The 24393-nt window shown below is 69.3% G+C and carries 28 protein-coding genes; 20 read left to right on the plus strand and 8 right to left on the minus strand.

The features are described 5' to 3' along the window. Positions 1 to 23: 23 nt before the first annotated feature. The 9 genes from ACQW02_RS04370 to speE all read left to right on the plus strand — a co-directional run bounded on the left by ACQW02_RS04370 (position 24) and on the right by speE (position 8443). On the plus strand, positions 24 to 563 hold the full coding sequence (locus ACQW02_RS04370) for a flagellar basal body-associated FliL family protein (RefSeq protein ID WP_431284046.1): 540 nt from the start codon (positions 24 to 26) through the stop codon (positions 561 to 563). Further along, positions 560 to 1639 carry a flagellar motor switch protein FliM gene (gene fliM / locus ACQW02_RS04375; RefSeq protein ID WP_431284047.1) on the plus strand — a complete coding sequence of 360 codons (1080 nt, stop codon included), beginning with the start codon at positions 560 to 562 and terminating at the stop codon, positions 1637 to 1639. Before ACQW02_RS04370 ends, fliM begins: the two co-directional genes overlap by 4 nt. Next, on the plus strand, positions 1636 to 2055 hold the full coding sequence (locus ACQW02_RS04380) for a DUF6468 domain-containing protein (RefSeq protein ID WP_431284048.1): 420 nt from the start codon (positions 1636 to 1638) through the stop codon (positions 2053 to 2055). The genes fliM and ACQW02_RS04380 overlap by 4 nt, the downstream gene beginning before the upstream one ends. Positions 2056 to 2059: 4 nt before the next feature. Continuing rightward, positions 2060 to 2683: a MotE family protein gene (locus tag ACQW02_RS04385; protein WP_431284049.1), complete on the plus strand. Its 624-nt coding sequence runs from the start codon at positions 2060 to 2062 to the stop codon at positions 2681 to 2683. Positions 2684 to 2834: 151 nt separating this feature from the next. Beyond that, positions 2835 to 3215 carry a chemotaxis response regulator CheY gene (locus ACQW02_RS04390; protein WP_431284050.1) on the plus strand — a complete coding sequence of 127 codons (381 nt, stop codon included), beginning with the start codon at positions 2835 to 2837 and terminating at the stop codon, positions 3213 to 3215. After that, the gene (locus tag ACQW02_RS04395) at positions 3208 to 3837 is read left to right on the plus strand and encodes a protein phosphatase CheZ (RefSeq protein ID WP_431284051.1); all 630 of its coding nucleotides are present in this window, start codon (positions 3208 to 3210) and stop codon (positions 3835 to 3837) included. The genes ACQW02_RS04390 and ACQW02_RS04395 overlap by 8 nt, the downstream gene beginning before the upstream one ends. A gap of 20 nt (positions 3838 to 3857) precedes the next feature. After that, positions 3858 to 6812 (plus strand): hypothetical protein, encoded by a 2955-nt coding sequence (locus ACQW02_RS04400; RefSeq protein WP_431284052.1) that lies wholly within the window; start codon positions 3858 to 3860, stop codon positions 6810 to 6812. A gap of 219 nt (positions 6813 to 7031) precedes the next feature. Beyond that, positions 7032 to 7499, plus strand: a complete 468-nt coding sequence (gene speD, locus ACQW02_RS04405; RefSeq protein ID WP_431284053.1) for an adenosylmethionine decarboxylase — start codon at positions 7032 to 7034, stop codon at positions 7497 to 7499. A gap of 77 nt (positions 7500 to 7576) precedes the next feature. Further along, complete coding sequence (gene speE / locus ACQW02_RS04410) at positions 7577 to 8443, plus strand: polyamine aminopropyltransferase (RefSeq protein WP_431284054.1); 867 nt, start codon at positions 7577 to 7579, stop codon at positions 8441 to 8443. Here speE and ACQW02_RS04415 read toward each other — a convergent pair. The 4 genes from ACQW02_RS04415 to ACQW02_RS04430 form a co-directional block, all read right to left on the minus strand. Then, entirely contained in the window at positions 8440 to 9906 is a 1467-nt protein-coding gene (locus ACQW02_RS04415; RefSeq protein ID WP_431284055.1) for a hypothetical protein, read from the minus strand. The genes speE and ACQW02_RS04415 overlap by 4 nt on opposite strands. 172 nt (positions 9907 to 10078) lie before the next feature. After that, a complete protein-coding gene (fliP, locus tag ACQW02_RS04420) occupies positions 10079 to 10855 on the minus strand; it encodes a flagellar type III secretion system pore protein FliP (RefSeq protein ID WP_431284056.1) in 777 nt (258 codons plus the stop codon). Then, a complete protein-coding gene (locus tag ACQW02_RS04425) occupies positions 10852 to 11115 on the minus strand; it encodes a hypothetical protein (RefSeq protein WP_431284057.1) in 264 nt (87 codons plus the stop codon). Before ACQW02_RS04425 ends, fliP begins: the two co-directional genes overlap by 4 nt. 46 nt (positions 11116 to 11161) lie before the next feature. Next, a complete protein-coding gene (locus ACQW02_RS04430) occupies positions 11162 to 11497 on the minus strand; it encodes a hypothetical protein (RefSeq protein ID WP_431284058.1) in 336 nt (111 codons plus the stop codon). A gap of 108 nt (positions 11498 to 11605) precedes the next feature. Here ACQW02_RS04430 and ACQW02_RS04435 point away from each other — a divergent pair, with 108 nt between their 5' ends. From ACQW02_RS04435 to ACQW02_RS04460, 6 genes are read left to right on the plus strand one after another with little or no spacing between them, the layout of a single operon-like run. Further along, positions 11606 to 12004, plus strand: coding sequence for a flagellar basal body rod protein FlgB (locus ACQW02_RS04435; protein WP_431284059.1), 399 nt, complete (start codon positions 11606 to 11608; stop codon positions 12002 to 12004). 26 nt (positions 12005 to 12030) lie between these two features. Continuing rightward, positions 12031 to 12438, plus strand: a complete 408-nt coding sequence (gene flgC / locus ACQW02_RS04440; RefSeq protein ID WP_431284060.1) for a flagellar basal body rod protein FlgC — start codon at positions 12031 to 12033, stop codon at positions 12436 to 12438. Next, complete coding sequence (locus ACQW02_RS04445) at positions 12438 to 12749, plus strand: flagellar hook-basal body complex protein FliE (RefSeq protein WP_431284061.1); 312 nt, start codon at positions 12438 to 12440, stop codon at positions 12747 to 12749. Before flgC ends, ACQW02_RS04445 begins: the two co-directional genes overlap by 1 nt. Positions 12750 to 12787: 38 nt before the next feature. Then, positions 12788 to 13063 (plus strand): flagellar biosynthetic protein FliQ, encoded by a 276-nt coding sequence (locus ACQW02_RS04450; RefSeq protein ID WP_431284062.1) that lies wholly within the window; start codon positions 12788 to 12790, stop codon positions 13061 to 13063. Continuing rightward, the gene (locus tag ACQW02_RS04455) at positions 13060 to 13836 is read left to right on the plus strand and encodes a flagellar biosynthetic protein FliR (RefSeq protein WP_431284063.1); all 777 of its coding nucleotides are present in this window, start codon (positions 13060 to 13062) and stop codon (positions 13834 to 13836) included. The genes ACQW02_RS04450 and ACQW02_RS04455 overlap by 4 nt, the downstream gene beginning before the upstream one ends. Next, complete coding sequence (locus tag ACQW02_RS04460; protein ID WP_431284064.1) at positions 13837 to 14907, plus strand: EscU/YscU/HrcU family type III secretion system export apparatus switch protein; 1071 nt, start codon at positions 13837 to 13839, stop codon at positions 14905 to 14907. A gap of 9 nt (positions 14908 to 14916) precedes the next feature. Here the strand turns inward: ACQW02_RS04460 and ACQW02_RS04465 are convergent, their stop codons facing one another. From ACQW02_RS04465 to trxB, 3 genes are all read right to left on the minus strand, one after another. Further along, positions 14917 to 15243: a multidrug DMT transporter permease gene (locus tag ACQW02_RS04465; RefSeq protein ID WP_431284065.1), complete on the minus strand. Its 327-nt coding sequence runs from the start codon at positions 15241 to 15243 to the stop codon at positions 14917 to 14919. Positions 15244 to 15488: 245 nt separating this feature from the next. Beyond that, a complete protein-coding gene (locus ACQW02_RS04470; RefSeq protein WP_431284066.1) occupies positions 15489 to 16382 on the minus strand; it encodes a LysR family transcriptional regulator in 894 nt (297 codons plus the stop codon). Beyond that, positions 16382 to 17383: a thioredoxin-disulfide reductase gene (gene trxB, locus ACQW02_RS04475; protein ID WP_431284067.1), complete on the minus strand. Its 1002-nt coding sequence runs from the start codon at positions 17381 to 17383 to the stop codon at positions 16382 to 16384. Before trxB ends, ACQW02_RS04470 begins: the two co-directional genes overlap by 1 nt. 190 nt (positions 17384 to 17573) lie before the next feature. On the opposite strand from trxB, the gene ACQW02_RS04480 reads away from it, so the two are divergent. Further along, positions 17574 to 18053 carry an Lrp/AsnC family transcriptional regulator gene (locus ACQW02_RS04480; RefSeq protein WP_431284068.1) on the plus strand — a complete coding sequence of 160 codons (480 nt, stop codon included), beginning with the start codon at positions 17574 to 17576 and terminating at the stop codon, positions 18051 to 18053. 4 nt (positions 18054 to 18057) lie between these two features. Here the strand turns inward: ACQW02_RS04480 and ACQW02_RS04485 are convergent, their stop codons facing one another. After that, complete coding sequence (locus tag ACQW02_RS04485) at positions 18058 to 19254, minus strand: MFS transporter (protein ID WP_431284069.1); 1197 nt, start codon at positions 19252 to 19254, stop codon at positions 18058 to 18060. Between the two features lie 230 nt (positions 19255 to 19484). Here ACQW02_RS04485 and ACQW02_RS04490 point away from each other — a divergent pair, with 230 nt between their 5' ends. The 4 genes from ACQW02_RS04490 to ACQW02_RS04505 all read left to right on the plus strand — a co-directional run bounded on the left by ACQW02_RS04490 (position 19485) and on the right by ACQW02_RS04505 (position 24347). After that, a complete protein-coding gene (locus tag ACQW02_RS04490; protein WP_431284070.1) occupies positions 19485 to 20267 on the plus strand; it encodes a YopT-type cysteine protease domain-containing protein in 783 nt (260 codons plus the stop codon). Positions 20268 to 20353: 86 nt separating this feature from the next. Then, a complete protein-coding gene (gene ada, locus ACQW02_RS04495) occupies positions 20354 to 21433 on the plus strand; it encodes a bifunctional DNA-binding transcriptional regulator/O6-methylguanine-DNA methyltransferase Ada (RefSeq protein WP_431284071.1) in 1080 nt (359 codons plus the stop codon). After that, positions 21430 to 22131 (plus strand): 2OG-Fe(II) oxygenase, encoded by a 702-nt coding sequence (locus ACQW02_RS04500; RefSeq protein WP_431284072.1) that lies wholly within the window; start codon positions 21430 to 21432, stop codon positions 22129 to 22131. The genes ada and ACQW02_RS04500 overlap by 4 nt, the downstream gene beginning before the upstream one ends. A 239-nt stretch (positions 22132 to 22370) precedes the next feature. Beyond that, entirely contained in the window at positions 22371 to 24347 is a 1977-nt protein-coding gene (locus ACQW02_RS04505; protein WP_431284073.1) for a ribonucleoside-diphosphate reductase subunit alpha, read from the plus strand. Positions 24348 to 24393 lie beyond the last annotated feature (46 nt).

Below are 24393 nucleotides of genomic sequence, written 5' to 3' on the forward strand. Positions count from 1 at the left end.
CAGCGACAGGAGGTCGCGGGCGTATGGCAGACAAGGCAAAGCCCGCGAAAGCGCCGCCGGCGGAGGGTGCACCGGAAGGCGCCAAGAAGGGCGGCAAGAAGAAGCTGATCATCCTCCTGGCCATTCCGCTGCTGCTGGGCGGGGTCGGTGCCGGGCTGTGGTTCTCTGGCATCCTGCCGGGGTTGCTGGGCATGCACCCGCCGGTGGAAGCCGCGGCCCCCGCCGCCACGGATGTCGCCGTCGCCCCGCCACCGGCACCGCCGGTCTTCCTCGACATGCCCGACATCACCGCCAACCTGAACGCGCCCGGCCGGCGCGCGCCGCTGGTCCGTATCCGATCCCGCCTCGAACTCGCGCGGGCCGAGGATTCGGCGATCATGACCGCGGCCATGCCGCGGCTGCTCGACCTCTACGCCACCTATCTCCGCGAAATGCGGCCCGAGGAATTGCGCGGCTCGCTCGGCACCCACCGCCTGCGGGAGGAGCTGATCGCCCGCGCCAACCTTGTCGCCGCCCCGGCCCGTGTCGTGGACGTGCTCTTTGTCGAGATCATCGTGCAATGAGCACCGAGGAAGACGATCTGGCCGCCGCCTGGGGCGCGTCGCTGGATGACGAAGGCGATGCCGACGCGGTCTCGGCCCCTGCGCCCGACGCGGCCAAGGTGCTGAACCAGGCGGAGATCGACAGCCTGCTGGGTTTTGGCGGCGGGGCGGAGGAAACCTCCCGCTCCGGCATGGAGCGGATCATCCAATCGGGGCTGATCGCCTTCGAACGCCTGCCGATGCTGGAGATCGTGTTCGATCGTCTCGTGCGGCTGATGTCGACCACGCTGCGCAACTTCACCTCGGACAACGTCGAAGTCTCGCTTGACGGCATGTCGTCGCTGCGATTTGGCGAATACCTCGACAGCATTCCGCTGCCGGCGATGATGGCGGTGTTCAAGGTCGACCGCTGGGACAACCACGGTCTGCTGGTGGTGGACAGTGCGCTGATCTACTCGATCGTGGACGTGCTGCTGGGCGGCCGGCGCGGCACCGCGGCGATGCGGATCGAGGGCCGGCCCTATACCACCATCGAACGCACCCTGGTCGAACGCCTGGTGAAGGTGGTGCTGGCCGACCTGTCCGCCGCCTTCGCGCCCATTGCCGAAGTGCAGTTCATGTTCGAACGGCTGGAAACCAACCCACGCTTCGGCGCAATCAGCCGCCTGTCCAATGCCGTGGTCCTCACCCGCCTGCGCGTGGACATGGAGGATCGTGGCGGCAAGATCGAGTTGCTGCTGCCCTACGCCACGCTCGAACCCGTGCGCGAATTGCTGTTGCAGCAGTTCATGGGCGAAAAATTCGGCCGCGACAGCATCTGGGAAACCCATCTGGCCGAGGAATTGCGCGACACCGATATCGCGCTGGATGTGGTGCTGGACGAACAGACCCTGCCACTGTCGCAGATGTTGAGCCTGCAAGTCGGCGACCACCTGACCCTGGCGGCCACGCCGGGCGCGCCGGTCCGACTGCGCTGCGGTGATGTCGCGATGTTCGAAGGGGAATTGGGCCGCCGCGACCAGAACATGGCCGTGCGCATCGGCCGCAACCTGCCACGCGCACGCCGCGATGCCGGGGCGGAGGAGGTTGCCGCATGACCGGCTTCGAATGGGCCGTGCAGGTAATGCTGTTGGCCTTGCTGGGCGCGGCGCTGCCATTCCTGCTGCGGCTGGAGCGCCAACTCCGCATGTTGCGCAGCGAACGCGGCACGATGATCGATGGCGAGGCCGGGCTGCGTGAGGCGACCGACGCGGCCGAATCCGCGACCATGCGACTGCGCGCCACCGCCGATAGCGCCGGGCGCGGCATCGCCGAACACTTGGCCAAGGCCGAACCGCTGCGAGACGACCTGCGGTTCCTGGTCGAACGGGCCGAAGCCCTGGCCGACCGGTTGGAAGGCTTGGTCCGCGCCGCGCGCCCCGCCACCCACCAGGCGCCGCCCGCGACGGGCGGCGATGCGGCGCCGAGCCAGGCGGAGCGCGACCTTCTGCGCGCTTTGCGTTTGGCGAAGTGACGTGGTGAAGAACTGGCGATCCCGCCTGCGCTTGCTGCCGGTGGCCATCGCCGCGGTATCGCTGCTGCTGGCGGTGAAGGCCGAATCGCTGTGGCGCGGCGTGCCGGGCGCCTTCACCGCCCAGGCATCGGATACACCCGCGCCACGCCCCGCACCGCCGGCGGCGCCACGCCCGGCGGCGGTGCCCGCAACGCCTCCGCCGCTCGACCCCGAGGCCATCGCGGAACGCGCCGTGCTGGACACGCTGCGCGCGCGCCGCGCCGATCTGGAACGTCGCGAAGCCGCCGCGGCCGCGCGCGAAGCTGTGCTGGCCGTCGCCGAGCGCCGGCTGGACGAACGGATCGAGGCCCTGGCCGAACAGAATCGCCGCCTGGAAACCGCCGAGCGCGGTCGCACCGAACGCGAGGATGGCGCCTGGCGCGGCCTTGTCCGCACCTATGAGACGATGCGCCCCGCCTCGGCCGCCGCGATCCTGGAGGAGATGGAGATGCCGGTCCTGGTGCAGATCATGGACCGCATGGGCGAACGCCGCGCGGGCCCGATCCTGGGCGCGATGCGACCGGACCGCGCCCGGCTGGTGACCGCCGAACTCGCCCGCTACCGCACCGCGCGCCCGGCCGGTGGCTGACGTGCGATTTCCCGCGCGGCGCTTAGGCGGCGTTCATCTTTCCCATGCTCTATCAGCCCACCCGGCCTGACGGTCGGGACCAGTTTGCGAGCCCAGATTCGTCCGAACGCGCGACTGCCGGCGCGCCCTTACACCGCAGCGGAGGTGCCCGATGGACAAGACCATGAACGTGCTCATCGTCGATGACTACAAGACCATGCTGCGGATCATCCGCAACCTGCTGAAGCAGCTCGACTTCAACAACGTCGATGAAGCCTCCGACGGGGCCGAGGCATTGAGCAAGCTGCGCGCCGGCAATTTCGGCCTGGTCATCAGCGACTGGAACATGGCGCCGATGACCGGGCTGGACCTGCTGAAGGAAGTGCGCGCGGACCAGCGCTTGGCCCGCATGCCCTTCATCATGATCACCGCCGAAAGCAAGACGGAGAACGTGATCGCGGCGAAGGCGGCCGGCGTCTCCAACTACATCGTGAAGCCGTTCAACGCGGAAACCTTGCGCGAAAAGATCGAGAAGGTGCTGGTCCATGCCTGACGGCGTGACGCATCCGGCGCCGGACGCCGATCGGATCGAGGCCGCGGTGCGGCAGGTGCTGGGCTCGCTCGACGGGGATCTGACCGTCAAGGAAGCGGCGCTGCTTGGCGAGTTGGAAGCGCTGGGCCGCACGGTCCGCCGTGCCAAGGCGGAGATCGCCGCCCTGGGCGGGCAACAGTTGGGCGAACACATCCCGGCGGCCTCCGACGAGTTGGACGCGGTCGTCAGCCACACCGCCGCCGCGACCAATGAAATCCTCGACGTGTGCGAGGGGTTGGAACGGCTGCAGGGCACGCTGACGGGCGAGGTGGCCGACGCGCTCGGCACCGCCGTGACCCGCATCTACGAAGCCTGTTCGTTCCAGGACATCACCGGCCAGCGCATCGGCAAGGTGGTCAGCGCGTTGAAGACGATCGAGGCGCGGATCAGCGCGGTGCAAAGCGGCTTCAGCCCGGTCCAGGCTGAACTCGCCGCCGCCCCGGTGGCCCCCGCCGCGACCGTCGCCGCCGCCCCCGCCGATACAAGCCGCACGGAGGGTGAGCGTCTGGCCAATGGCCCGCAGCTTCCCGGTGCCGGCGTGTCGCAGGATGAAATCGACCGGCTGCTCGCGAGTTTCGACTGATGCCGGCCGGGCGTTGGGCCATGGCCACGCGGCTGTTCGCCGCGCTGCTGCTGTGCCCTGCGGCCGTGCGGGCCCAGGCGCCCGCCGAGCCTGTCGCCGCGGCGGCGCGCGTGGCAGTGCGCGTGGGCGATCATCCCGGCTTCGGGCGATTGGTCATGGATTGGCCACGCCAGGTGAGTTGGCGTGAGGAACGGGACGACGGCGTGCTGCGCCTTGTTTTTGCGGCGTCCGAACCCGTTGACGCCGCCGGCGCGCGCCGGCCTCCGCGCAACATCGCCGGCGTTGCCGCCGTCGCGGGCGGTATCGAGATCCAATTGCGCCCAGGTGCGCAGCCGCGGGTCTATCGCCTGGGCAATCGCATCGTCGTGGATGTGCGCGACCCGTCGGGCGATGCCCCGGTGGCAGTCGCGGCATTGCCGACTGCGACGCCGCCGGATCGGCGTTCAGCATCCCCCGGCGCGGTCGCCCCGGCCCTGGCTGCCGAAGCGCCCGCCACCCCGCCGCCGCGCACCGCCGCCCGCCGCCGTGGCGCCCCGCCCGCCGCCGCCCCGGCTGCCGTGGCGACCGCCGCCGCGCCGATCATCGCCCCGCTGATTGCCGCAACCCCCGCGCCGCTGCAGGCCGCGACGGTGGTGGCGCCTGAGCCAGCGCCCCCCGAGCCCGCCGCGCCCCAAGCCCCGGCCGCGCCGGCCGCCGTCGCCCTGCGCCTGGCCGGCCCATCGCAGCTTGGCGTTTTCCGCCTGCCTGCCACCCCGCCGCCCGGCGTTGCGATCCTGCGGCGCGGCGATGCGCTGCTGGTGCTGCTCGACGCCCCGATCGTGCTCGACCTCGCGGGCCTGCGCCGTGATCCGCTGCTGGCGGGGGCCGAGGCCTGGCCGCTGCCGGGTGCGATGATGCTGCGGATTCCCGCCGCGCCCGGCGCCACGCTGCGTGCGGCGATGGTCCAGGGCCAATGGCAATTCACCCTTGGTGCCGAAACCGCCGCCCATGCGGCTGCGGCGCATATCCTGCTGGAACCCCTGCCTGGCCCGCCGGCGCGGCTGGCGCTGCGGGCCTCGGTGCCCGGCCGCGTCGTGACGATGACCGACCCGCAGACCGGCCTGCCCCTGTTGATCGGGACCTTGACCCTGGCGTCGGATCTGGCCGGCACCGGCGTGCCGCGCGGTCGCGTGTTGCCGCAGTTGGAGGTCCTGCCGACCCTGCTCGGCGCCGCCGTCCTGGCCCGCGCCGAAACCGTGACGATGACCGCCCTGACCGACCGCTTCCTGCTTGGCGCCGGGCCGGGCGGCGTGCGCATGGGGCCTGGCGCGGGTGAGGGACCGGAGGCCATTGCCGCCGCCATGACCCGCGCCTTCGACATCCCCGGCGGCAGCGTCGCGGCCCTGACCGAACGGCTGCGCGCCCAGGGCGCGGGGCTGGCCGGTGCCGCGCCGCTGACCCGTGGCCCGGCACGGCTTGCGGCGGGGGAAACCCTGCTGGGCCTTGGCCAGCCGCACGAAGCCCAGGCCATGCTGGCCCTGGCCTTGCAAGAAGACCCGCGTGCCGCCAGCGATCCGCGCATCGTGGCCCTGCATGGCGCCGCCGCCCTGCTGGCCGGCCGCCTGGCCGAAGCGCAGGGCCTGGCCAGCGCCGACCTGCCGCCATCCGATGAAACCACGCTGTGGCGCGCGGCCCTGCTGGCCGGGCGCGGCGACATGGCCGATGCGGCGCCTGGCTTCGCCGCGACCCTGCCCTTGCTCGGCACCTACCCCGAACCGCTGCGCCTGCGCCTGCTGCCGCTGGCGGCCGAGGCGCTGGTCGAGGGCGGTTCGCTGCCTGCCGCGCGCCGGCTGCTTGAGTCCGCCCCCGACATGCCCGGCCTGCGCCTGGCCCGCGCCCGGCTGGATGAGGCGGAAGGCCGCACGGATGCCGCCATCGCCGGCTACGCCGCCGTCGCCGCCGGCCGCGACCGCCTGGCCCGCGCCGAGGCGCTGCGTCGGTCCATCGACCTGCGCCTGGCCTCCGGCGCGCTGGATGCGGCCGGTGCGGCGGCCGCGCTGGATGCCTCGCTCTTTGCCTGGCGTGGCGATGGGCGAGAGGTCGCGGCGCGCGAACGCCTAGCCGTCCTGCGCATCCAGGCCGGTGCGCCGCGTGCGGCGCTGACCCTGCTGCGCGAAACCGCCGCCCTGTTCCCCGATCGCGCGACCGCCCTTGGCCCGGCCATGACCGATGCCTTCCTCGCCGGGCTGGAAACCGAACCCGGCGCCGCCGCCATCGCCTTGTTCGAGGTGGAGCGCAGCCTGCTGCCGGATGGCCCGCGCGGCACCGATGCGCTGGCGAAACTGGCGGGGCGGCTCGCGGCCCTGGACCTGGGCGACCGCGCCGCCGCCATGCTGACCGAGGCGATGTCCCGCGCCGAACCCGCCACGCGGGCAGCCCTCGGCGCCCGCCTGGCCTTGCTGCGGCTGGAGGAACGCGACCCCGCGGGGGCGATCGCCGCCCTCGATGGCTCGACCGCCGACCCGCTGCCCGCCCATTTGGCCAGCGAACGTGACATGCTGCGCGCCCGTGCCCTGGCCCGGCGCGGCGATACCCCCGCCGCCATCGCCCTGTTGCGCGGCATGGGGCAGGGCGGGCTGCCGACCATCGCCGACCTGGCGGCCGAGGTGCAGGACTGGCCCCTGGCGACCGAATCGCTGTTCGGCATGACCGCCGCCCTGCCGGCCGAGGCGCTGGACGTGCCGGCGCGGCGCCTGGTCCTGCGGGCCGCCGCCGCCGCACTGCTGGCCGGGGAGGATTCCCGTGCCGCGGGCCTGGCCGAGGCCTTCGGCCCCCGCATGGCCGGGACCGAGGCCGAAGCCGCCTTCGCCATCCTGACCGGCGACCCCGCAGCCGCGCTGTCGGCCCTGCCGCGTCTGACGCGCGAACTCGATCTTTTCCGAAATGTCCCGCCCCGGCTGGAGGCATTGCGGACCGGCGGGCCGGTTACGCGGTGAGTTACGCGTAGGGCGCAGGGGGGAACCGCTTTTTTTCTCGCGCCTTGGGGACAAAATTCACTTGCGTCCCCCCCCCCCCTTGCCCCAAAAGCCCCCTCCGCCGGATGCGGCGTTTCTTCAACCGACCGAACGCAAAGACGAACAGCCTGATCGCCCGCTTTGGGGGCTTGGGTCGAGACGCTACGCGGGGGGTCATCTACTGGTGGAAAGGGGTCCGACATGGACACTCTCTTGTCTCCGCTGGGGATGGTCTCGGGCTTCCCGAGCGACACCCATGTTTCCACCGCCGACCACGCGGAGGAGCAGAAGGACTGGTTCGTCCAGAAGGACGGCGTCAAATTCGCCGGCACCCATCTGATCATCGACCTGTGGGGGGCGACCAACCTGGCCGATCCCGCGCATATCGACGCGGTGCTGCGCGAAGCCGCGATCAAGACCGGTGCGACCATCCTGCACGGGCATTTCCACCACTTTTCGCCGAATGGCGGGGTGTCGGGCGTGCTGGTGCTGGCGGAAAGCCACGTCTCGATCCACACGTGGCCGGAGCGCGATTTCGCCGCCCTGGACATCTTCGTCTGCGGCGACTGCGATCCCTACAAGGCGATCCCGGTCCTGAAGCGTGGCTTCCTGCCGGAGCGCGTGACCCTGGGCGAGCACCGCCGGGGCATGACCGTCCTGGACGACTGACACAGTACTGTTGTGTGACGAAACGGGGGGCGGGCCGTAAAGGTCCGCCCTCTCTCTTTTTGTGCGGAACCTGACCGATGACTGATTCCTGGGTGAACGAGACCCTCTACGAAGCCTGGGGCCAGCGCTTCAAGGTGAAGCGCGAACTCGCGCGCGTGCAATCGGACTTCCAGGACATCATGATCTTCGAGTCCTACACCCACGGCCGGGTGATGCTGCTCGACGGCGCGGTGCAGATCACCGAGGCGGATGAGTTCGTCTATCAGGAGATGCTGACCCACGTGCCCTTGCTGGCGCATGGCGATGCCAAGCGGGTGTTGATCATCGGGGCCGGCGACGGCGGCGTGCTGAAGCGCGTGCTGCAGCACCGCAATGTCGAACGCGCCGTGATGGTCGAGATCGACGGCGAAGTGATCCGGCTGTGCAAGGAACATATGCCGGGTATCGGCGGTGACGCCTGGACCGACCCCCGCGCGGAAGTCCTGGTCGCCGACGGCATCGACTACGTGCGCCGGGCCGAACCGGGCTCCTTCGACGTCGTCATCGTCGACAGCACCGATCCGATCGGGGTGGGCGAGGTGCTCTTCACCGACGAATTCTACGCCAATACGGCCCGCCTGTTGTCAGAACGCGGCGTCATCGTGAACCAGTGCGGCGTGCCCGCGATGCAGGCCGAGGAGCTGGCCGAAACCAGCCTGCGCCGCCAAAAATTCTTCCCGGACATCTGGGCCTATGTCGCCGCGGTGCCGACCTATGTCGGCGGGTTGATGACGCTCGGCTGGTCGGCCAAGGATGCCTCGATGCGCCATGTGCCGGTGGAAACCATCCAGGCGCGCGCCGAAGCGGCCGGCATCGCGGGGCTGACGCGGTTCTGGACGCCGCATATCCACACCGGCGCCTTCCACCTGCCGCCCTATATCGCCGAACATCTGCCGAAGGGCTAACCCCCCGCCCGCACGTCCGGCACCTCCCGCTCGCCCGGCTGCATCATGCGCAGCCGAGCGTCGCGGAAGCGTTCCCCGAAGACGTCGAACAGCGATGCCCCGATGGCATTGCGCGCCGTGTCGAAGCCCAGCCGTGCGTCAGGGTCGCCGGGCTTGGCCAGCGCCGCCGCCTCGGCGTCGCGCACCGCCTTGATCTCCTCGTTCAGCCGCTTGATCGCGTCGCGCGGCAGCGCCTTGCCCGCGACATAGACGGCCTGGCTGATGCCGATCAGGTAGTTCAACTGTTCCGGGATGGCGAAATTGGCCAGGTCGCCGGTGCCGTTGAACACCAGCGCCGTGGCCGCGAAAATGCTGAAGGCCAGGGCCTGCACGCGGGTCACGTCGATCTCACCATCCGCCGCCAGCAGGTCCGACCACTGCGGCAGCCGCGGCGCGCTGTCGAGCACGCCCGTGCCGAACAGCCAGATCCGGTTGGGCGTGTCGAGCGAATCGCGTTCGCTGACCCGCGCCAGCGTCGATCCGGTCAGGGTGATGCCAAGCAGGGTCAGCACGCTGTTCGACAACTCCGGCAATTGCCCGGTCCGCATCACGACATAGGCATAGACCCCGACGAGGACGAAGGTGAACAGCAGGACCTGGAATCGCGACAGGCTGCAGAAGCCGAAGGCATCCTGTGCAATCACCGTCGGCGCCAGCGCGTAGCGCCACGCGGGGATCGGCTGGACGCCGCGCTGATCAGCATCCTGCCTGACAAAGGCGTATTGGCGCGCATGGGTGCGCCAGGCGGTGAAGGCCAGCACCAGGTAAAGCAGCCCCGCCGCCCCCAACCCGGCCGCCGCCGACAGGTTCAGGCTGGACACGTAGAGCCGGGCCAGCCCGATGCCCCGGACCTCCCGCCCATTGGCGCGGCGCATTTCCGGGTCGGCGCCCGGATCGACGCAGACCAGCAGCGCGACATTCCACCGCGACGGCCACCAGCCGGTGTCGAGGTTGGGGAATTCCGCGATCACGGTGGTGACGACATCGTTCGGCGAGGGCGGCCGCACGGTGCCGCGGATCAGGTTCGCGGCGTCGAGCCGGCTGCCCTCCAGCCAGGCCGGGTAGGCGACGGCCTCGAACCAGGCCAGGCGCCATTCCGCCGTCGGCATCACCGTCTCGGGCGGCGCGCGGACGTTGAAGATCACGGTCGGGATGGCGCGGGCGGTCTGCTTCACATCCTCCAGCCGCAGGGTGGCGGCGCTGCTGTCGATGTGGCGGGCGGCGGCCTCCATCGACATGAAGCCCGAGCCGGTGCGGCGCGGTTCATCGGGCGATGGCACGGGGCTGCATTGGATCAGCCTGTCCGAATCGGGCGGCGGCGCCTGGGCGACGGCGCGTGGGGAAGGGGCCGCCAGGACAAGAAGCGCCAACACCGCGATCAGCCAGGCGGCCGCCCCAAGCCACGGCCGATTCTGGTTCCGCATGCGCCGCACCATGTGTTCCGATGGACAAAACCTGCGCGGGTGGCAGGCGTCTTGTCCAGCAGAACCGTGGCTGGACCGTTTCCCGTTCGCCAAGGCTCACGTCAAACGGCCCAGCTTGCGGGCTTGTCGCATGTTCCGAGTCGTCAGGTGAAAACACCTGACTTGAAAATGCTCAGGGCACCAACGCGAAACCCTGCACCAGGCTGGCCGCGATCAGCCGCCAGCCATCGACCAGCACGAAGAACACCAGCTTGAAGGGCAGCGCGACCACCGATGGCGGCAGCATCATCATGCCCAGCGACATCAGGATGGAGGCGACCACCAGGTCGATCACCAGGAAGGGCAGGAACAACAGGAAGCCGATTTCGAAGGCGCGCTTCAATTCGCTGACCATGAAGCCCGGGATCAGCGCCCGCCAGGGCGCGGTCGCAGGGTCGCTCACCTCCGGCAGCCGCGCCATGTCGAGGAACAGCGACAAATCGGTTTCGCGTACATTCGCCGCCATGAAGCGGCGGAAGGGTTCGGCCGCGGCCTGCAAGCCCTCGATCTCACCGATGCGGCCTTCGGACAGCGGCAGCAGCCCGGCGGTCCAGGCCTGGTCGATCACCGGCTGCATCACGAAAAAGCTCAGGAACAGTGCCAGCCCGATGATCACCGGGTTGGGCGGGATGCCCGGCGCGCCGATCGCCGATCGCAGCAGCGACAGCACGATCACGATGCGGGCAAAGGCCGTGACCATCACCAGCAGCGATGGCGCCAGCGACAGCAGGCCGATCATCGCGGTCAGTTGCACCAGGCGGGACGTGGCGCCCGCGCCGCCGGCGGCGCCGACATCCAGGGTCAGGCTTTGCGCCAGCGCCGGCGTGCCGGCCAGGATCAAGGCGCCGGTGATCAGCCCGGCCACGAACAAGGCGCGCAGGATCACGCGCCTTTGGTCGGACCCGGTCATGCCAGCCAGCCGACGACCTGGTCGGACCCGCCGCCCGTCAGCAGCAGCACATCGCGCCCATCGCAGCGCACCAGCACCAGCCGGCGCTTGGGGTCGATCGCCAGGCTGTCCTGCAGGATCAGCCGGCGCGGCCCCCCCCGCGGGGCGGCGGCGCCAAACCCGAACGCACGCGCGGCGCGGCCCAGCAGCAGCAGCAACGCCACGACCCCGGCCAGGGCGGCGACGGCCAGCAGCCAGGGAACCTGGTCGGCGATGGTCATGTGTTCAGGCCCTTCTGGCCAACAGCGCGAATTTTTTCGCGCGGGATTAGTCGGGGGTGATGGCGGCCCGAAGCGCATCCAGCCGCGGCACGAGCGGGAGCAGTGCGGCACGCAGCATCGGTTGCGTCGCCACCGGGCAACCCAGGGCGGCGGCGCAAAGCCGGGCCGCATCCTGCTCCAGCCCCGCCAGGTCGACCTGGCGCCCACCCTTCACCAGCCCGGTGGCGACCGAGAGCATGCTGTCCAGCACCTCGGCCGCCGCCATCACCGCGAAGGCGACGTGCATGTCGGTTTCCGCCGGCTTGCCGCGCGGCGCGCGGGCGCGCCGCCGCGGCATGATTGGCGGGGACATGGCGGCGGCGGGGTCGTGGTGGCTCGGCATGGCGGCAGTCTCTGCCGGGCGAGTTGCTACTTCCTTCACGCCGGACCGGGTTTTGTCGCCGTGCCAGGTCAATGCTTTCTTCACCCGGCGCCGCACAGTCTGGCCGCCATGCAGACCGCACGCGCCACCGCCGCCACCGCCGACCCGATGGCGCTTGCCGAGTCCCGGCTGCGCTGGCTCGACCGGCGGCAGTCGGTGCTGGCGCGGAACATCGCCAATGCCGATACGCCGAACTTCGCACCGCGCGATGTGGCGTCCTTCGCCTCCGTGCTCGGTGGGCGCGGGGTGGAACCGGCGCGCACCGACCCACGGCACCTGCCACCCAAGGGCGGTCCGGGCCGGCTGACCACCGATCGCAGCGGCGAACGCACGCCCAATGGCAATGGCGTTTCCCTCGACCAGCAAGCGCTGCAGGTCGCCGAGACCGACCAGCAGCATGCGCTGGCCCTCGGCCTGCACCGCCGGATGCTCGGCATGATCCGCACCGCGCTTGGCCGCTCCGGCTGAGCGGGCGCCAACAAGAGGAGGACAGGATGGATCTCGATCGCGCGCTTTCGATCTCGGCCGCGGGCATGCGGGTGCAATCCACCCGCCTGCGCGTCGTCGCCGAGAACCTCGCCAACCGGGACAGCACTGGCAATGCGCCGGGGGCCGATCCCTATCGGCGAAAGACCGTCACCTTCGCCAACCGGCTCGATCGCGCGCTGGGGGCGGAGACGGTGCGCGTCGCCCGCATCGGGCGCGACCAAAGCGACTTGCCCAACCGATTCGACCCGTCGCACCCGGCAGCGGATGCGAATGGCTATGTCCGCACGCCCAACGTCGACAGCCTGGTCGAGACGATGGACATGCGTGAGGCGCAGCGGTCCTACAACGCCAACCTGTCGGTGCTGGACATCACGCGCGGCATGTTGTCCCGCGCCATCGAAAGCCTGCGTTGATGGCGGGCGCCATCGCCGGCGCCAGCATCGGCGCGGCCGGTGCGGCGGCGCTGTACCGTGCCTCCGGCGGCGCCGAGGCGGCGCAGGGATCTGGCCCCGGCTTCGGCCAGGCCTTGCAGCGGGCGATGCAGGGCGCGGTCGATCTTGGCCGCCAGTCCGACGTCGCCTCGACCCAGGCGCTGACCGGGCAGGGCAGCGTCACCGATGTCGTGCTGGCCGTGGGCCGCGCGGAAATCGCCCTGCAGACCAGTGTGGCCGTACGTGACCGCGTGATCGGCGCCTACCAGGAAATCATGCGCATGCCGGTCTGATCCGGCCGCACTTTGATGGCCGCAGGAGGCGGCTTGCCATGGCAGAAGATGCCCTTGCGTCCAGCGCCCGCGAAGCGATGTGGGTCATGCTGCAACTCGCCGCTCCGCCGCTGCTGGTGCTGCTCGCGGTCGGGTTGATCGTGTCGGTCATCCAGGCGCTGACCCAGATCCAGGAGGCTTCGCTCTCCTTCCTGCCGAAACTCGCCGCGACGGGCGCGGTGCTGCTGTTCATGGGCCCCTTCATGGCCGGCGTGCTGCGCGCCTATGGCGAGGGTCTGTTCGACCGCATCGTCACCATCGGCGGCAGTGGATGACCGAGGCTGAATTGCTGGCCGCCCTGCCGGGCCTGGCCTTCCAGGCGGTGCTGGTCTTTGCCCGCATGGGGGCCGCGGTGATGGTGCTGCCGGGCCTGGGCGAGCAGGAGGTGCCGCCCACCATTCGCCTGGCCATCGGCCTCGGCCTGGTGCCGCTTGTGCTGCCGGGCCTGGCGCCCGACCTGCCGACTGCCCCCGATGCCGCGGTCGAGGCGATCCGCCTGCTGTCGCTGGAAATCGTCATCGGGCTGTGGATCGGCGGGCTGGCGCGATTGCTGGTGATGGCGATGTCCGTCGCGGGGCAGATCGCGGCGGCGATGATCGGTTTGGCCTCGGTGCTGGTGCCCGACGCGGGGTTTGGCGCGCAATCCACCGCCCTGTCGCGGATGATGGGGCTGCTCGCGGCGGTGCTGATGCTGTCCACCGGCTTGTATGCGCTGCCCTTGGCGGCACTGGTCGGGTCTTACGCCGTGCTGCCTGTGGGCGATCCTTTCCCCGCCGGTGCGGCGGCCGAGGCCGTGGCGACGGCGGGTGCCGAAAGCCTGGCACTGGCCTTGCGCCTGGCGGCGCCCTTCGTCGTGGGGGCGGTGGTGATGAACCTGGCCCTCGGGCTGCTGGCCCGGCTGGCACCGGCGGTGCAGGTGTATTTCGTCGCCGTGCCGGGGCAGATCCTGGCCGGGCTGGCGCTGCTGGGCCTGATGATGCCGCTGCTGCTGGCGGTGCTGGATTCCAGCCTGCGCGCGCAATTCGCCGCCCTGCCTGGCGCCAACTGAATGGCCGAGGGCGCCGGCGGGGATGACGCCACCGACCGTACAGAAGCCGCTACACCCAGGCGCCAGGAAAAGGCGCGCGAGGACGGCCAGGTCGCCCTGTCGCGGGAGGCGGTGGGGTTTTCAGCACTACTGCTGGGCGTGCTGGCGGCCGCGACCGCGCTGCCGGCGCAGGGCGGCGACATGCTGCGCGCCCTGCGCGGGCTGATGGCGCGCAGCCATGTGCTGGGCTGGGCCGATGTGCTGCCCGAACTGGGCCAGGTGGCGCTGCTCGCGATCCTGCCGGTCGCGGGCTTCACGGCCCTTGGTGCCGTGGCCGCGACCATGGCGCAGACGCGCGGGCTGGTGTCGGGCAAATCCATGGTGCCGGCGCTGTCGAAACTCTCGCCGCTGGCCGGGATGAAGCGCTTGCTCGGCCCCGACGGTTTGCTGGAATTGCTGCGGACCCTGTTGAAGCTTTCGGTCGTCGGCGCCGCGCTGTGGTGGGTCGCGGGCAGCAGCGCGCCGCTGCGGGCATCGGTCCATCTTTCGGCCGGGGCCTTGCTGGAATTGGTGTCGGGCCTGTCGCTGCGGCTGATCACTGCGGCGCTCGCGGTGCTGGCGGCGATCGCGGTGCTGGACCTGCTGCTCGTCCGCATCCGCCACATGGCCAAGCTGAAAATGAGCCGGCAGGAGTTGAAGGAGGAATACCGCGAAACCGAAGGCGATCCGGCCATCAAGGCGCGCATCAAGGCGCTGCGGCAGCAGACCTCGCGCACCCGCATGATGGCGCAGGTGCCCAAGGCCGCCGTGGTGGTGACGAACCCGACCCACTACGCCGTCGCACTCGCCTACGACCAGGACGGTGGCGGCGCGCCGCGCGTGGTGGCCAAGGGGGCCGATGCCATGGCCGCGCGTATCCGCGAAACCGCGACCGACGCCGGGGTACCGTTGGTCGCCAACCCGCCGCTGGCGCGGGCGCTCTACAAGTTGGAACTGGAGGCCGAGATCCCGGCCGAACACTACCAGGCCGTGGCGGAGATCATCGCCTTCGTCTGGCGCGCCCGCGGGCGCTCGCCCGCAAGCGGCCCATAAAGCCGAGGGTCAGCCCCAGAGCGTCCAGCCGGCCAGCCCGAGGCCAAACACCGATGCCATCACCGACAGCGCGGGCCAGGCTGTTTGCGGCCCGCGCAGCGCCACGAAGGCGTTGAATGTCAGCGACGCGACAAAGGCGGCCGTCGGCATCCAGAAGGGCAGGCTGATCACGCCCCAGACCAGCATCCCGATCCAACTGAACAAGGCGGCGCGCGACAGCCAGCGCCACGCATTGTCGACCTGTTCATCGGTGGGGCGGAGTTCGGGCACATCGGATCTAGTATGGACGAAACTGCCGACCGACAGCAGCGTCACCGCGAGGAAGTAAGGGTCCATGCGCGCGGGTGTAGCCGCAACAGCCCCGCCGCGTCAGCACCACGCGCATAAGAAAAAAGCCCGCCGGCCCATGGGGCCAGCGGGCAAAAAGGTTCAGGGAGGCTTACGTCTGGGAGACGCGGGGTCCGTAGACCCCTTCCGGCTCATCACCGGATAACCACACCGTAACTCGCGCTACGTGACGCGACAGCCGTCCAAAGCCAGGAGCGGCCATGCGATCGACGCATGGCGTTATCACGACCCCGTCAATTATGCAGGTTTGCCAGTTCCGACACCAAGAAGTCACGGAACACCGACACGCGCTTGGAGTGCCGCATTTCCTCGGGGTAGACGAAATACGCCTCGATCTTCGGCGGCTTCAGGTCGGGCAGCACCTGCACCAGGTCGGCCAGTTCGTTCTGCATGTAGTCGGGCAGGGCGGCCAGGCCCAATCCGCTACGCACCGCCTGCAACATCGCCGGCAGGCTGTTCACCTCGACCGCGGCCCGGCGCGGCGATCCGGGACGGCGCCCGGCATCGACCAGCCAGTTGATATCCTCCACCGGCGGCCGGTAGTCGCCGTAGACGATCAGGCGATGGGCATCGAGGTCTTCGGCCCGCACCGGCATGCCGGCGGTCTTGAGGTAGGTCGGCGACCCCACGATCTTCCAGGAGAAGGTCGCGACATGCCGCTGGATCAGGTCAGGCTGGCGCGGCGGGTGCATGCGGATGGCGACATCTGCCTCACGCATCGCAAGATCCAGGTCCGCGTCGTCCAGCAGCAGGGTGACGGTGACGTCAGGATTGGTCGCCAGGAATTTTTGCAGGCGCGGCGCCAGCCAGGTGCTGCCGAAACCGGTCGTCGTCGTGACCTTCAACCGCCCTGCCGCCTTTTCGCGGCTTTCGGTCAGCAGCGCCTCGGTCATCGCCAATTTGGCAAAGACCTCGCGCACCGTGCGGTTCAGCGTCTCACCCTGTTCGGTCAGGATCAGGCCGCGCGCGTGGCGGTGGAACAGCGGCACGGCCAAGCTCTCCTCCAGCGCCTGGATCTGGCGCGACACCGCCGATTGCGAAAGGTTCAGGGTCTCGCCGGCATGGGTGAACGACCCTGCCTCCGCGACCGCATGGAAGACGCGCAGCTTGTCCCAATCGAGCGGCATCAGGCGGCCTTTTCGGTCTGATTTACGATTTGGGCGCCGTTCGGCGCCTGGTGTTCGCGCGCGGCCAGGAATTTCTCGGCGTCGAGCGCCGCCATGCAGCCAGTGCCGGCGGCGGTCACCGCCTGGCGATAGATGCGGTCCTGCACGTCGCCGGCGGCAAAGACGCCGGGGATATTGGTGCGCGTGGTGCCGGCTTCGGTCGTGATGTAGCCGTCGGCGTCCATCGCGACATGCCCCTTGAAGACGGATGTCGCGGGGTCGTGGCCGATCGCGACGAAGACGCCATCGACGGCCAGTTCGGTGGTTGCGCCGGTTTTCGCGTGGCGCAGCGCCACAGCCCGCACCGCCTGGCCCCGACCCTGCGGCCCGCCCAGGATTTCCTCGGTCACCGTGTCCCAGACGACAGTGATGTTCGGCTTCGCAAAAAGCCGCTCCTGCAAAATGCGCTCGGCGCGGAACGAGTCGCGGCGGTGGATGACGGTGACGTGGGACGCGAGGTTGGACAGGTAGAGCGCTTCCTCGACCGCCGAATTGCCGCCGCCGACGACGGCGACGCGCTTGCCGCGGAAGAAGAAGCCATCGCAGGTCGCGCAGGCCGAAACGCCGGCGCCGGACAGCGCTTGCTCGCCTGGAATGCCGAGCCAGCGCGCCTGCGCGCCGGTCGCGATGACAATGGTCTCGGCCTCCCAACGATCGCCCGAATCGCAAGTGGCGACGAAGGGATGGGAGGAGAAATCGACCTCGGTGACGATATCATAGGCGACCTTGGCGCCGACATGCTCGGCCTGGGCCTGCATCTGCTCCATCAGCCAGGGGCCTTGGATGGCCTCGGCGAATCCCGGGTAGTTCTCGACCTCGGTCGTGATGGTCAGTTGCCCGCCCGGTTGCAGCCCGGCGAGGACGGTCGGGGCGAGCCCGGCGCGCGCGGCATAGATCGCGGCGGTATAGCCGGCAGGGCCGGCACCAATGACAAGAAGGCGGGTACGGTGGGTCGCGGACACGGCTGGAAAACCCCGAACGGCGAAGATGTATCGCCAGCAATGCGCATCATATCGGGCAGCCCCGCGTTCGTCACAACCCAAGGGCTTGAACGGCGAAAATTTTGCAAGGTTATTGCGTGTGCTGCGGCAATCGCGCAATGAACAGCGCGCCAAGGCCATCACAGCCTCCACAATGGACCGATCACCCCGCATGCGCCCCGAGTCGCCCGAAGCCCTGGATGAAACCGACCGGCAAATCCTCGCGGAATTGCAGGAGGATGGACGCATCACGAACGTCGAACTCGCCCGGCGGGTGGATTTGTCGGCGCCCCCCTGCCTGCGCCGCGTGCGGCGGTTGGAGGAGGCGGGGATCATCCGCGGCTACCACGCCGAAATCGAACCCGCGGCGCTCGGCTTCCAGATCACCTTTTTTGCCTTGGTCGGGCTGGAGACGCAGAAGCAGGCCGTGCTGGACGGGTTCGAGGCGATGGTCGCCGCCTGGCCCGAGGTGCGCGAATGCCACATGATTCGCGGCGGCGGTGACTTCCTGTTGCGCCTGGTGGCGCGCGACACCGCGCATGAGAATGAACTGACCGGGCGCATCACCTCGGCCGATGCCGTGGCGCGGGTGCAGACCTTGCAGACCATCCGCACGGCGAAGGATGCGGCGGGCGTGCCGATAGAACGGTAGGGGCTCACACCCTGACTGGCATCGCCCCCAATCGGGACAGCGGCGACACCACCGCCACCGCCAGCGACACGCCAAACCCAGCCGCCACCAGCCAGATCGCCGCCTGCGGCCCATAGGCCGCGGCCAAGAATCCGCCCGCCAGCGCGCCCAGTGGCCGCACGCCGAATTGCGCCACCTGCATCGTTGCCGCCACCCGTCCCTGCAGGGCCGCGGGCGTCAGCGCCTGACGTATGCTGGTCTGCGCCACCAGCCACAGCATCGGCCCGAAGCCGACCGACATCTGCGCCAGACCGGCGCCGAGCAAGCCGGGCGGGCCGGCCAGCAGCAACAAGGGCGCGATCAGCGAAAGGGTCGGCCCCGCCACCAGCACCACCCGGGGCGGCACCCGTGCCAGGATGGGCGCGACGGCCAGCGCGCCGAGCAGCAGACCGGCGCCATAGCCCGCCTGGGCCAGGCCGATGCCGGCCGGTTCCAGCCGCAGGACGGTCAGCGCGAAGGGGACGAAGCCCGCCAGCCAGGCGAAGAAGGCGAAGTTCCAGAAGACGGCGCATAGGAAAATCGCCCGCAGCAAGGGCTGTCCCGCCACGAACCCGGCGCCTTCGCGCAGCAATACCGCAAGGTGCGGCCGCTGCGCGACCGCGGCCGCCGGCGCATCGACCGGCAGCCGGGCCGCCACCGCCGCCGCCGCCAGCGCGGCCAACAGCGCGATGGCATAGGCCGCGGCCACCACGCCGCGTTCGGCCAGCAGGCCCACCGCCAGCGGTGCCGCCAGGGTCGCCAGGGCGCGAAAGAACTCCAGCCGCGCATTGGCCGCCGCCATCCCGGTCCCTGGCACCAACACCGGCACCAGCGCACCGACCGTCAGCGCGAACAGCACGGTCCCGGCGGATGCGATCGCAGCCCCGAGCCCCAGCAACGCCAAGACCCCCCAAAGCGCCCCGGCCAGCGCGACGCCCAGCCCTGCGACCGCCACCGCCATTGCGCCGAGCAGCAACCCCCGGCGCGATGCCCGATCCACCAGCACCCCCGCCGGCAATGAGCAGATCAGCCAGGCGGAGCCCTGCGCCGCGACCAGCGCGCCGATCATCCCCGGCCCCGCGCCAAACACCAGCGCCGCCGTCAGCGGCAGGGCGGCCAGCGCCAGTTGGTCAGCGGCATGGGCGCCGGTATTGGCGGCGAACAGGGCGGTGAAGGGACGCATGGCGGACTCCGCTCGGGATGGGCCTTCGATGCCGCGCGCCGCTGGCCGTGGCGACCCGGTTCTTGCGCCCGTTTTCCTTGTGATGCGTCGGCGCCCTCCTCCCGAGTGCTTGCCCCGGGCGCTTCCCCGAGCGCCTGCAAGCATGCAACCCCAGGTGGCCCCGTGTTCCGTGCCACCTTCCCCCGGGCTCGATCGACTGTTACTAAATTACAACCATAAGGAGACGGGCCGTGGGACTGATCGCGGATTACAAGTTCCGTACGGCACGAAACGCCCTGCCGGGTTTCAACGGGGTCATGACCTGGGACTACGCCCAGAGCGGGTCGACCACGATGTGGATCATGAATTGCGACTCGGCCAGCCGCTGGGGCATCTGCAAGGCGATGGCGGCACAATGGATCGTGGATCACGCCTATGGCGGTTCGCTCCGCAATCGCCTGACCGATGCGAAGGGCGAGTTGGACACCTCGCAGATCAAGATGGTGACGGCCAACTTCCTGGCCTGTGTCCGCAGCCAGGGTACCGCGACCAGCGAGTTCCTTTTCAGCCGCGGCCTGCGCGAACGCATGGCATCGCTGCAACGGGAGGTCACGCGCGAGACGACGGTCAATCGCCAGCGCGTCACACAAAGAACGATCCAGTATACCTCGGACTCGATGGCCGCGGTGGGGGCGGGCAATGTCGCGATCGAGCTGACCAACGCGCTGCGCAAAATCAGCAACAGCTACGTGCAGATTGACTTTGGCCGGCCCGATGGCATTGGCCATGCCACCTGCGCCTGGATCGGCGGCGCGACCTATGGGTCCTCGGGCGACGCCATCTTCTTCGACCCCAACTGCGGCGAATACTGGTTTGCGCGGAAAGCCGATTTCTTCGCCTGGTTCCGGTTCTTTTATCAGGTGCAGTATCAGAACAGCTTCAACGGCTATTGGGCCGCCAAGCAATGGAGTCTGGCCGTCGGCGCCGAAAAATCGGCCTATGCGAAGGCCGTTCGGACGGTGGTGATGCGGTAAGGGCTGCGAATTCGGCAGCAAGGGGCGGGATTTAGCGGCACGCCCGGCGGGCCAGGGTGGCGACATCGCAACCCGGAATCCCCACAATGTCTGCCATGCTCGCCAGCCCCTTCGCCTCCGATGCCGACCGCTGGGAGGCCGTCATCCGCCGCGACCCCGCGGCCGACGGCGCCTTTTGGTATTCGGTCCGCACCACGGGGGTCTATTGCCGCCCGTCCTGCGCCGCCCGCCAGGCGCTGCGCCAGAATGTTGCCTTCCACGCCAGCCCCGCCGCCGCCGAGGCCGCCGGGTTCCGCCCGTGCAAACGCTGCCGGCCGACCGAAGCACCGCTGGCTGAACGCCAGGCCGAGGTGGTGGCGGGCGCCTGCCGCGCCATCGAGCACGCGTTGGAAACGGGTGACCCGCTGCCCTCGCTGGACGATTTGGCGGCGGCGTCCGGCTTCAGCCGTTTTCATTTCCATCGGATGTTCCGCGCGGTCGCGGGGGTGACGCCCAGGGCCTATGTCGCCAGCCTGCGTGCCGGCCGGGTGCGTGCCGGCTTGGCCGAGGGCGCGCGCGTGACCACCACCCTTTATGATGCGGGCTTCAACGCCAGCAGCCGCTTCTACGCTGCTTCGACCGGGATGCTGGGGATGCGCCCGGCGGAATATCGCGACGGTGGACGGGGCACGCGCATCCGCTTCGCCATCGGGGAATGCTCGCTCGGCAGCATCCTGGTCGCGGCGACCGAACGCGGGGTCTGCGCCATCCAGTTCGGCGATGACGCGGCGGCCCTGCTGGCCGAATTGCAGGGGCGCTTCCCCAAGGCCGAGCTGATCGGCGCCGATCCCGATTTCGACGCCACGGTCGCCCAGGTCATCGCGATGGTGGAAACACCACAGGCGGCCAAGACCCTGCCGCTGGACCTGCGAGGCACCGCCTTCCAGCAGCGCGTCTGGCAGGCTCTGGCGGCGATCCCGTCCGGCCGCACCGCGACGTATACTGAGATCGCCAATGCCATCGGCCTGCCGCGCGCGGTCCGTGCCGTGGCCGCGGCCTGTGCGGCGAACCCAACCGCCGTCGCCATTCCCTGCCATCGCGTGGTGCGGCTCGATGGAAACCTGGCCGGCTACCGCTGGGGGCTGGAGCGCAAGCGCGAACTTTTGGCACGTGAGCGCGCGGCATGAAGGCGCGCATCGCAGCACTGGACTGGGACGGCATCGCCGCGTCGCTGCACGCGACCGGCGCCGCCACGACGGGCCCGCTGCTGACCCCGGGCGAATGCGCCGCGCTGGCGGTTGGCTACGACGCGCCGGACAGGTTTCGCAGCCATGTGGTCATGGCCCGCCACGGCTTTGGGCGTGGGGAATACCGCTATTACGCCAACCCCTTGCCGGAGCCCGTCGCCGGCCTGCGCGCCGGGCTCTATCCGCACCTGGCCCCCATCGCCAATGCCTGGGCGGAAACCCTGGGCGAGACGCAGCGCTTTCCCGACGAGCACCCAAAATATCTTGCGCGGTGCCACGCGGCTGGCCAGCACAAGCCGACGCCCCTGCTGCTGCGTTATGTCGAGGGCGACTATAATTGCCTGCACCAGGATCTCTATGGGGCCGAGGTCTTCCCCCTGCAGGTCGCCTTCCTGCTCTCCGACCCCGCGCAGGATTTTACCGGCGGCGAGTTCGTGCTGACCGAACAGCGCCCGCGCATGCAAAGCCGGGTGGAGGTGGTCCCACTGCGCCAGGGGGAGGCCGTGATCTTCGCCGTCCATCACCGGCCGGCGCGCGGGACGCGTGGACCCTATCGCGTGACACTGCGCCATGGCGTCAGCCGGTTGCGCAGCGGTCGACGCCATACGCTCGGCATCATCTTCCACGACGCCGCATGACCCCCCGCGGCAACTGAGGATTGTGGGGATAACTGCCTGACCGCCCGCGTCGCGAACCGCGTCGCGGGCGATTCTGACCGAATGACGCCCCCACCCATGGCATAGGGGTTCATCGCGCTTGCGGTGCGATCAGCCGGGGTCCTACAAGATCAAATACGGAACATCGGCGGTTCTCCGCGGCCCTTGGCAGGGTTGAGGAGAGTCGCCGGCGACACCATATGCGGGGCGTGGTTAACAATATGCGTCAACATCTTGTGTCCGACAGCGAAGACAGGGCATTATCCGTCCTCGGGGAATTTCGCTTGGGGGATGTGGTCGTGCTGGATGCCGCTGTGGGGGATACGTCGCCAGTTTTCGAGGCCGTTGATGCGGCCGGCGTGCAATTGCACGGCCAGGGCCAGGTCAGGGTCGATCGGTCGCGCGACGCGCTGCTGACCGATTTCGGCCGGGCGACCCTGGACGACCGTTACCTCCTGCCTGGCGAGTCCTACCAGGACCTGTTTGCCCGCGTCGCATCCGCCTATGGCGATGACACGGCACATGCCCAGCGCATCTACGACTACATCAGCCGGTTGTGGTTCATGCCGGCGACGCCGGTGTTGTCGAACGGGGGGACGAAGCGGGGGCTTCCGATCTCCTGCTTCCTCAACGAAGCGAATGACAGCCTGGATGGCATCGTCGGCCTGTGGAACGAGAATGTCTGGCTCGCCTCCAAGGGCGGCGGCATCGGCTCCTACTGGGGCAATCTGCGCTCGATCGGTGAGAAGGTCGGCCAGAACGGCAAGACCTCCGGCGTCGTGCCCTTCATCCGCGTGATGGACAGCCTGACCCTGGCGATCAGCCAGGGTTCGCTGCGCCGTGGGTCCGCCGCCTGCTATTTGCCGATCAGCCACCCCGAGGTGGAAGAATTCATCGAGATGCGCCGCCCGACCGGCGGCGACCCGAACCGCAAAGCGCTGAACCTGCACCACGGCTTGCTGCTGACCGACGCCTTTATGCGCGCGGTCGAGACCGGGGATGACTGGGCTTTCACCTCGCCCAAGGACGGCGCGATCGTGCGCAAGGTCTCGGCGCGGTCGCTGTGGATCCGCATCCTCACGGCGCGGATCGAGACCGGCGAGCCGTACATCATCTACGGCGACCACGTGAACAACGCGCGGCCGGAACACCACAAGCTGGCCGGGCTGGAGGTGAAGACCTCCAACCTCTGCTCGGAGATCACCCTGGCCACCGGCCTCGACCAGCACGGCCGCGAACGCACCGCCGTGTGCTGCCTGTCGTCGCTGAACCTGGAATCCTGGTTCGAGTGGAAGGATGACCCCAACTTCATCCCCGACGTGATGCGTTTCCTCGACAACGTGTTGCAGGACTTCATCGATACCGCACCCGACAGCATGTCCCGCGCCAAATACAGCGCGATGCGGGAACGCTCGGTCGGGCTGGGGGTGATGGGCTTCCACTCCTTCCTCCAAAAAATGAACGTGCCCTTCGAAAGTGCTGTGGCAAAAGTCTGGAACAAGCGGATGTTCAAGCACGTCCGCGCCCAGGCGGATGTCGCGAGCCGCGTGCTGGCCGAAGAACGCGGCCCCTGCCCGGATGCCGCCGAATATGGCTTCATGGAGCGGTTTTCGAACAAGATGGCGATCGCGCCGACGGCGTCGATCAGCATCATCTGCGGCGGCGCCTCGCCCGGGATCGAGCCGATCGCGGCCAATGTCTACAACCACAAGACGCTGTCCGGCTCGTTCATCGTCCGCAACCCCTACCTGCAGGCGGTGCTGGCCAAGCACGGGCGGGACGATGAGGACACCTGGACGTCCATCACCGTCACCAAGGGCTCGGTGCAGCACCTGGATTTCCTGACCGAACAGGAACGCTCGGTGTTCAAGACGGCGTTCGAACTCGACCAGCGCTGGGTGATCGAACACGCCGCCGATCGCACGCCCTTCATCTGCCAGAGCCAGTCGGTGAACCTGTTCCTGCCGGCCGACGTGCATAAGCGCGACCTGCACCAGATCCATATGCTGGCGTGGAAGAAGGGCATGAAGTCGCTGTATTATTGCCGCTCGCTGTCGATCCAGCGCGCCGACACGATCAGCGAAAAGGTTGTCGGCCAGGGCGATGTCATGGCCGACCACGTGGCGCAGCCCAAGGCGATTTCGCTGATGACCAAGGCGGAAAGCACGGATTACGAGGAATGCCTGGCCTGCCAGTAGGCTGCCCACCCGCTTGCTTGAGCGCGAGGGGGCAGCACCGCCGGCA

The organism is Humitalea sp. 24SJ18S-53 (assembly GCF_050632385.1).
GTDB lineage: Bacteria > Pseudomonadota > Alphaproteobacteria > Acetobacterales > Acetobacteraceae > Humitalea.

Bases quoted from the DNA above. Each gene is read 5' to 3' on its own strand.
- ACQW02_RS04370 (WP_431284046.1), top strand. From the start codon at position 24: ATGGCAGACAAGGCAAAGCCCGCGAAAGCGCCGCCGGCGGAGGGTGCA.
- fliM (WP_431284047.1), top strand. From the start codon at position 560: ATGAGCACCGAGGAAGACGATCTGGCCGCCGCCTGGGGCGCGTCGCTG.
- ACQW02_RS04380 (WP_431284048.1), top strand. From the start codon at position 1,636: ATGACCGGCTTCGAATGGGCCGTGCAGGTAATGCTGTTGGCCTTGCTG.
- ACQW02_RS04390 (WP_431284050.1), top strand. From the start codon at position 2,835: ATGGACAAGACCATGAACGTGCTCATCGTCGATGACTACAAGACCATG.
- ACQW02_RS04395 (WP_431284051.1), top strand. From the start codon at position 3,208: ATGCCTGACGGCGTGACGCATCCGGCGCCGGACGCCGATCGGATCGAG.
- ACQW02_RS04400 (WP_431284052.1), top strand. From the start codon at position 3,858: ATGGCCACGCGGCTGTTCGCCGCGCTGCTGCTGTGCCCTGCGGCCGTG.
- speD (WP_431284053.1), top strand. From the start codon at position 7,032: ATGGACACTCTCTTGTCTCCGCTGGGGATGGTCTCGGGCTTCCCGAGC.
- speE (WP_431284054.1), top strand. From the start codon at position 7,577: ATGACTGATTCCTGGGTGAACGAGACCCTCTACGAAGCCTGGGGCCAG.
- ACQW02_RS04415 (WP_431284055.1), bottom strand. From the start codon at position 9,906: ATGCGGAACCAGAATCGGCCGTGGCTTGGGGCGGCCGCCTGGCTGATC.
- fliP (WP_431284056.1), bottom strand. From the start codon at position 10,855: ATGACCGGGTCCGACCAAAGGCGCGTGATCCTGCGCGCCTTGTTCGTG.
- ACQW02_RS04425 (WP_431284057.1), bottom strand. From the start codon at position 11,115: ATGACCATCGCCGACCAGGTTCCCTGGCTGCTGGCCGTCGCCGCCCTG.
- ACQW02_RS04430 (WP_431284058.1), bottom strand. From the start codon at position 11,497: ATGCCGAGCCACCACGACCCCGCCGCCGCCATGTCCCCGCCAATCATG.
- ACQW02_RS04435 (WP_431284059.1), top strand. From the start codon at position 11,606: ATGCAGACCGCACGCGCCACCGCCGCCACCGCCGACCCGATGGCGCTT.
- flgC (WP_431284060.1), top strand. From the start codon at position 12,031: ATGGATCTCGATCGCGCGCTTTCGATCTCGGCCGCGGGCATGCGGGTG.
- ACQW02_RS04445 (WP_431284061.1), top strand. From the start codon at position 12,438: ATGGCGGGCGCCATCGCCGGCGCCAGCATCGGCGCGGCCGGTGCGGCG.
- ACQW02_RS04450 (WP_431284062.1), top strand. From the start codon at position 12,788: ATGGCAGAAGATGCCCTTGCGTCCAGCGCCCGCGAAGCGATGTGGGTC.
- ACQW02_RS04455 (WP_431284063.1), top strand. From the start codon at position 13,060: ATGACCGAGGCTGAATTGCTGGCCGCCCTGCCGGGCCTGGCCTTCCAG.
- ACQW02_RS04460 (WP_431284064.1), top strand. From the start codon at position 13,837: ATGGCCGAGGGCGCCGGCGGGGATGACGCCACCGACCGTACAGAAGCC.
- ACQW02_RS04465 (WP_431284065.1), bottom strand. From the start codon at position 15,243: ATGGACCCTTACTTCCTCGCGGTGACGCTGCTGTCGGTCGGCAGTTTC.
- ACQW02_RS04470 (WP_431284066.1), bottom strand. From the start codon at position 16,382: ATGCCGCTCGATTGGGACAAGCTGCGCGTCTTCCATGCGGTCGCGGAG.
- ACQW02_RS04480 (WP_431284068.1), top strand. From the start codon at position 17,574: ATGCGCCCCGAGTCGCCCGAAGCCCTGGATGAAACCGACCGGCAAATC.
- ACQW02_RS04485 (WP_431284069.1), bottom strand. From the start codon at position 19,254: ATGCGTCCCTTCACCGCCCTGTTCGCCGCCAATACCGGCGCCCATGCC.
- ada (WP_431284071.1), top strand. From the start codon at position 20,354: ATGTCTGCCATGCTCGCCAGCCCCTTCGCCTCCGATGCCGACCGCTGG.
- ACQW02_RS04500 (WP_431284072.1), top strand. From the start codon at position 21,430: ATGAAGGCGCGCATCGCAGCACTGGACTGGGACGGCATCGCCGCGTCG.
- ACQW02_RS04505 (WP_431284073.1), top strand. From the start codon at position 22,371: ATGCGTCAACATCTTGTGTCCGACAGCGAAGACAGGGCATTATCCGTC.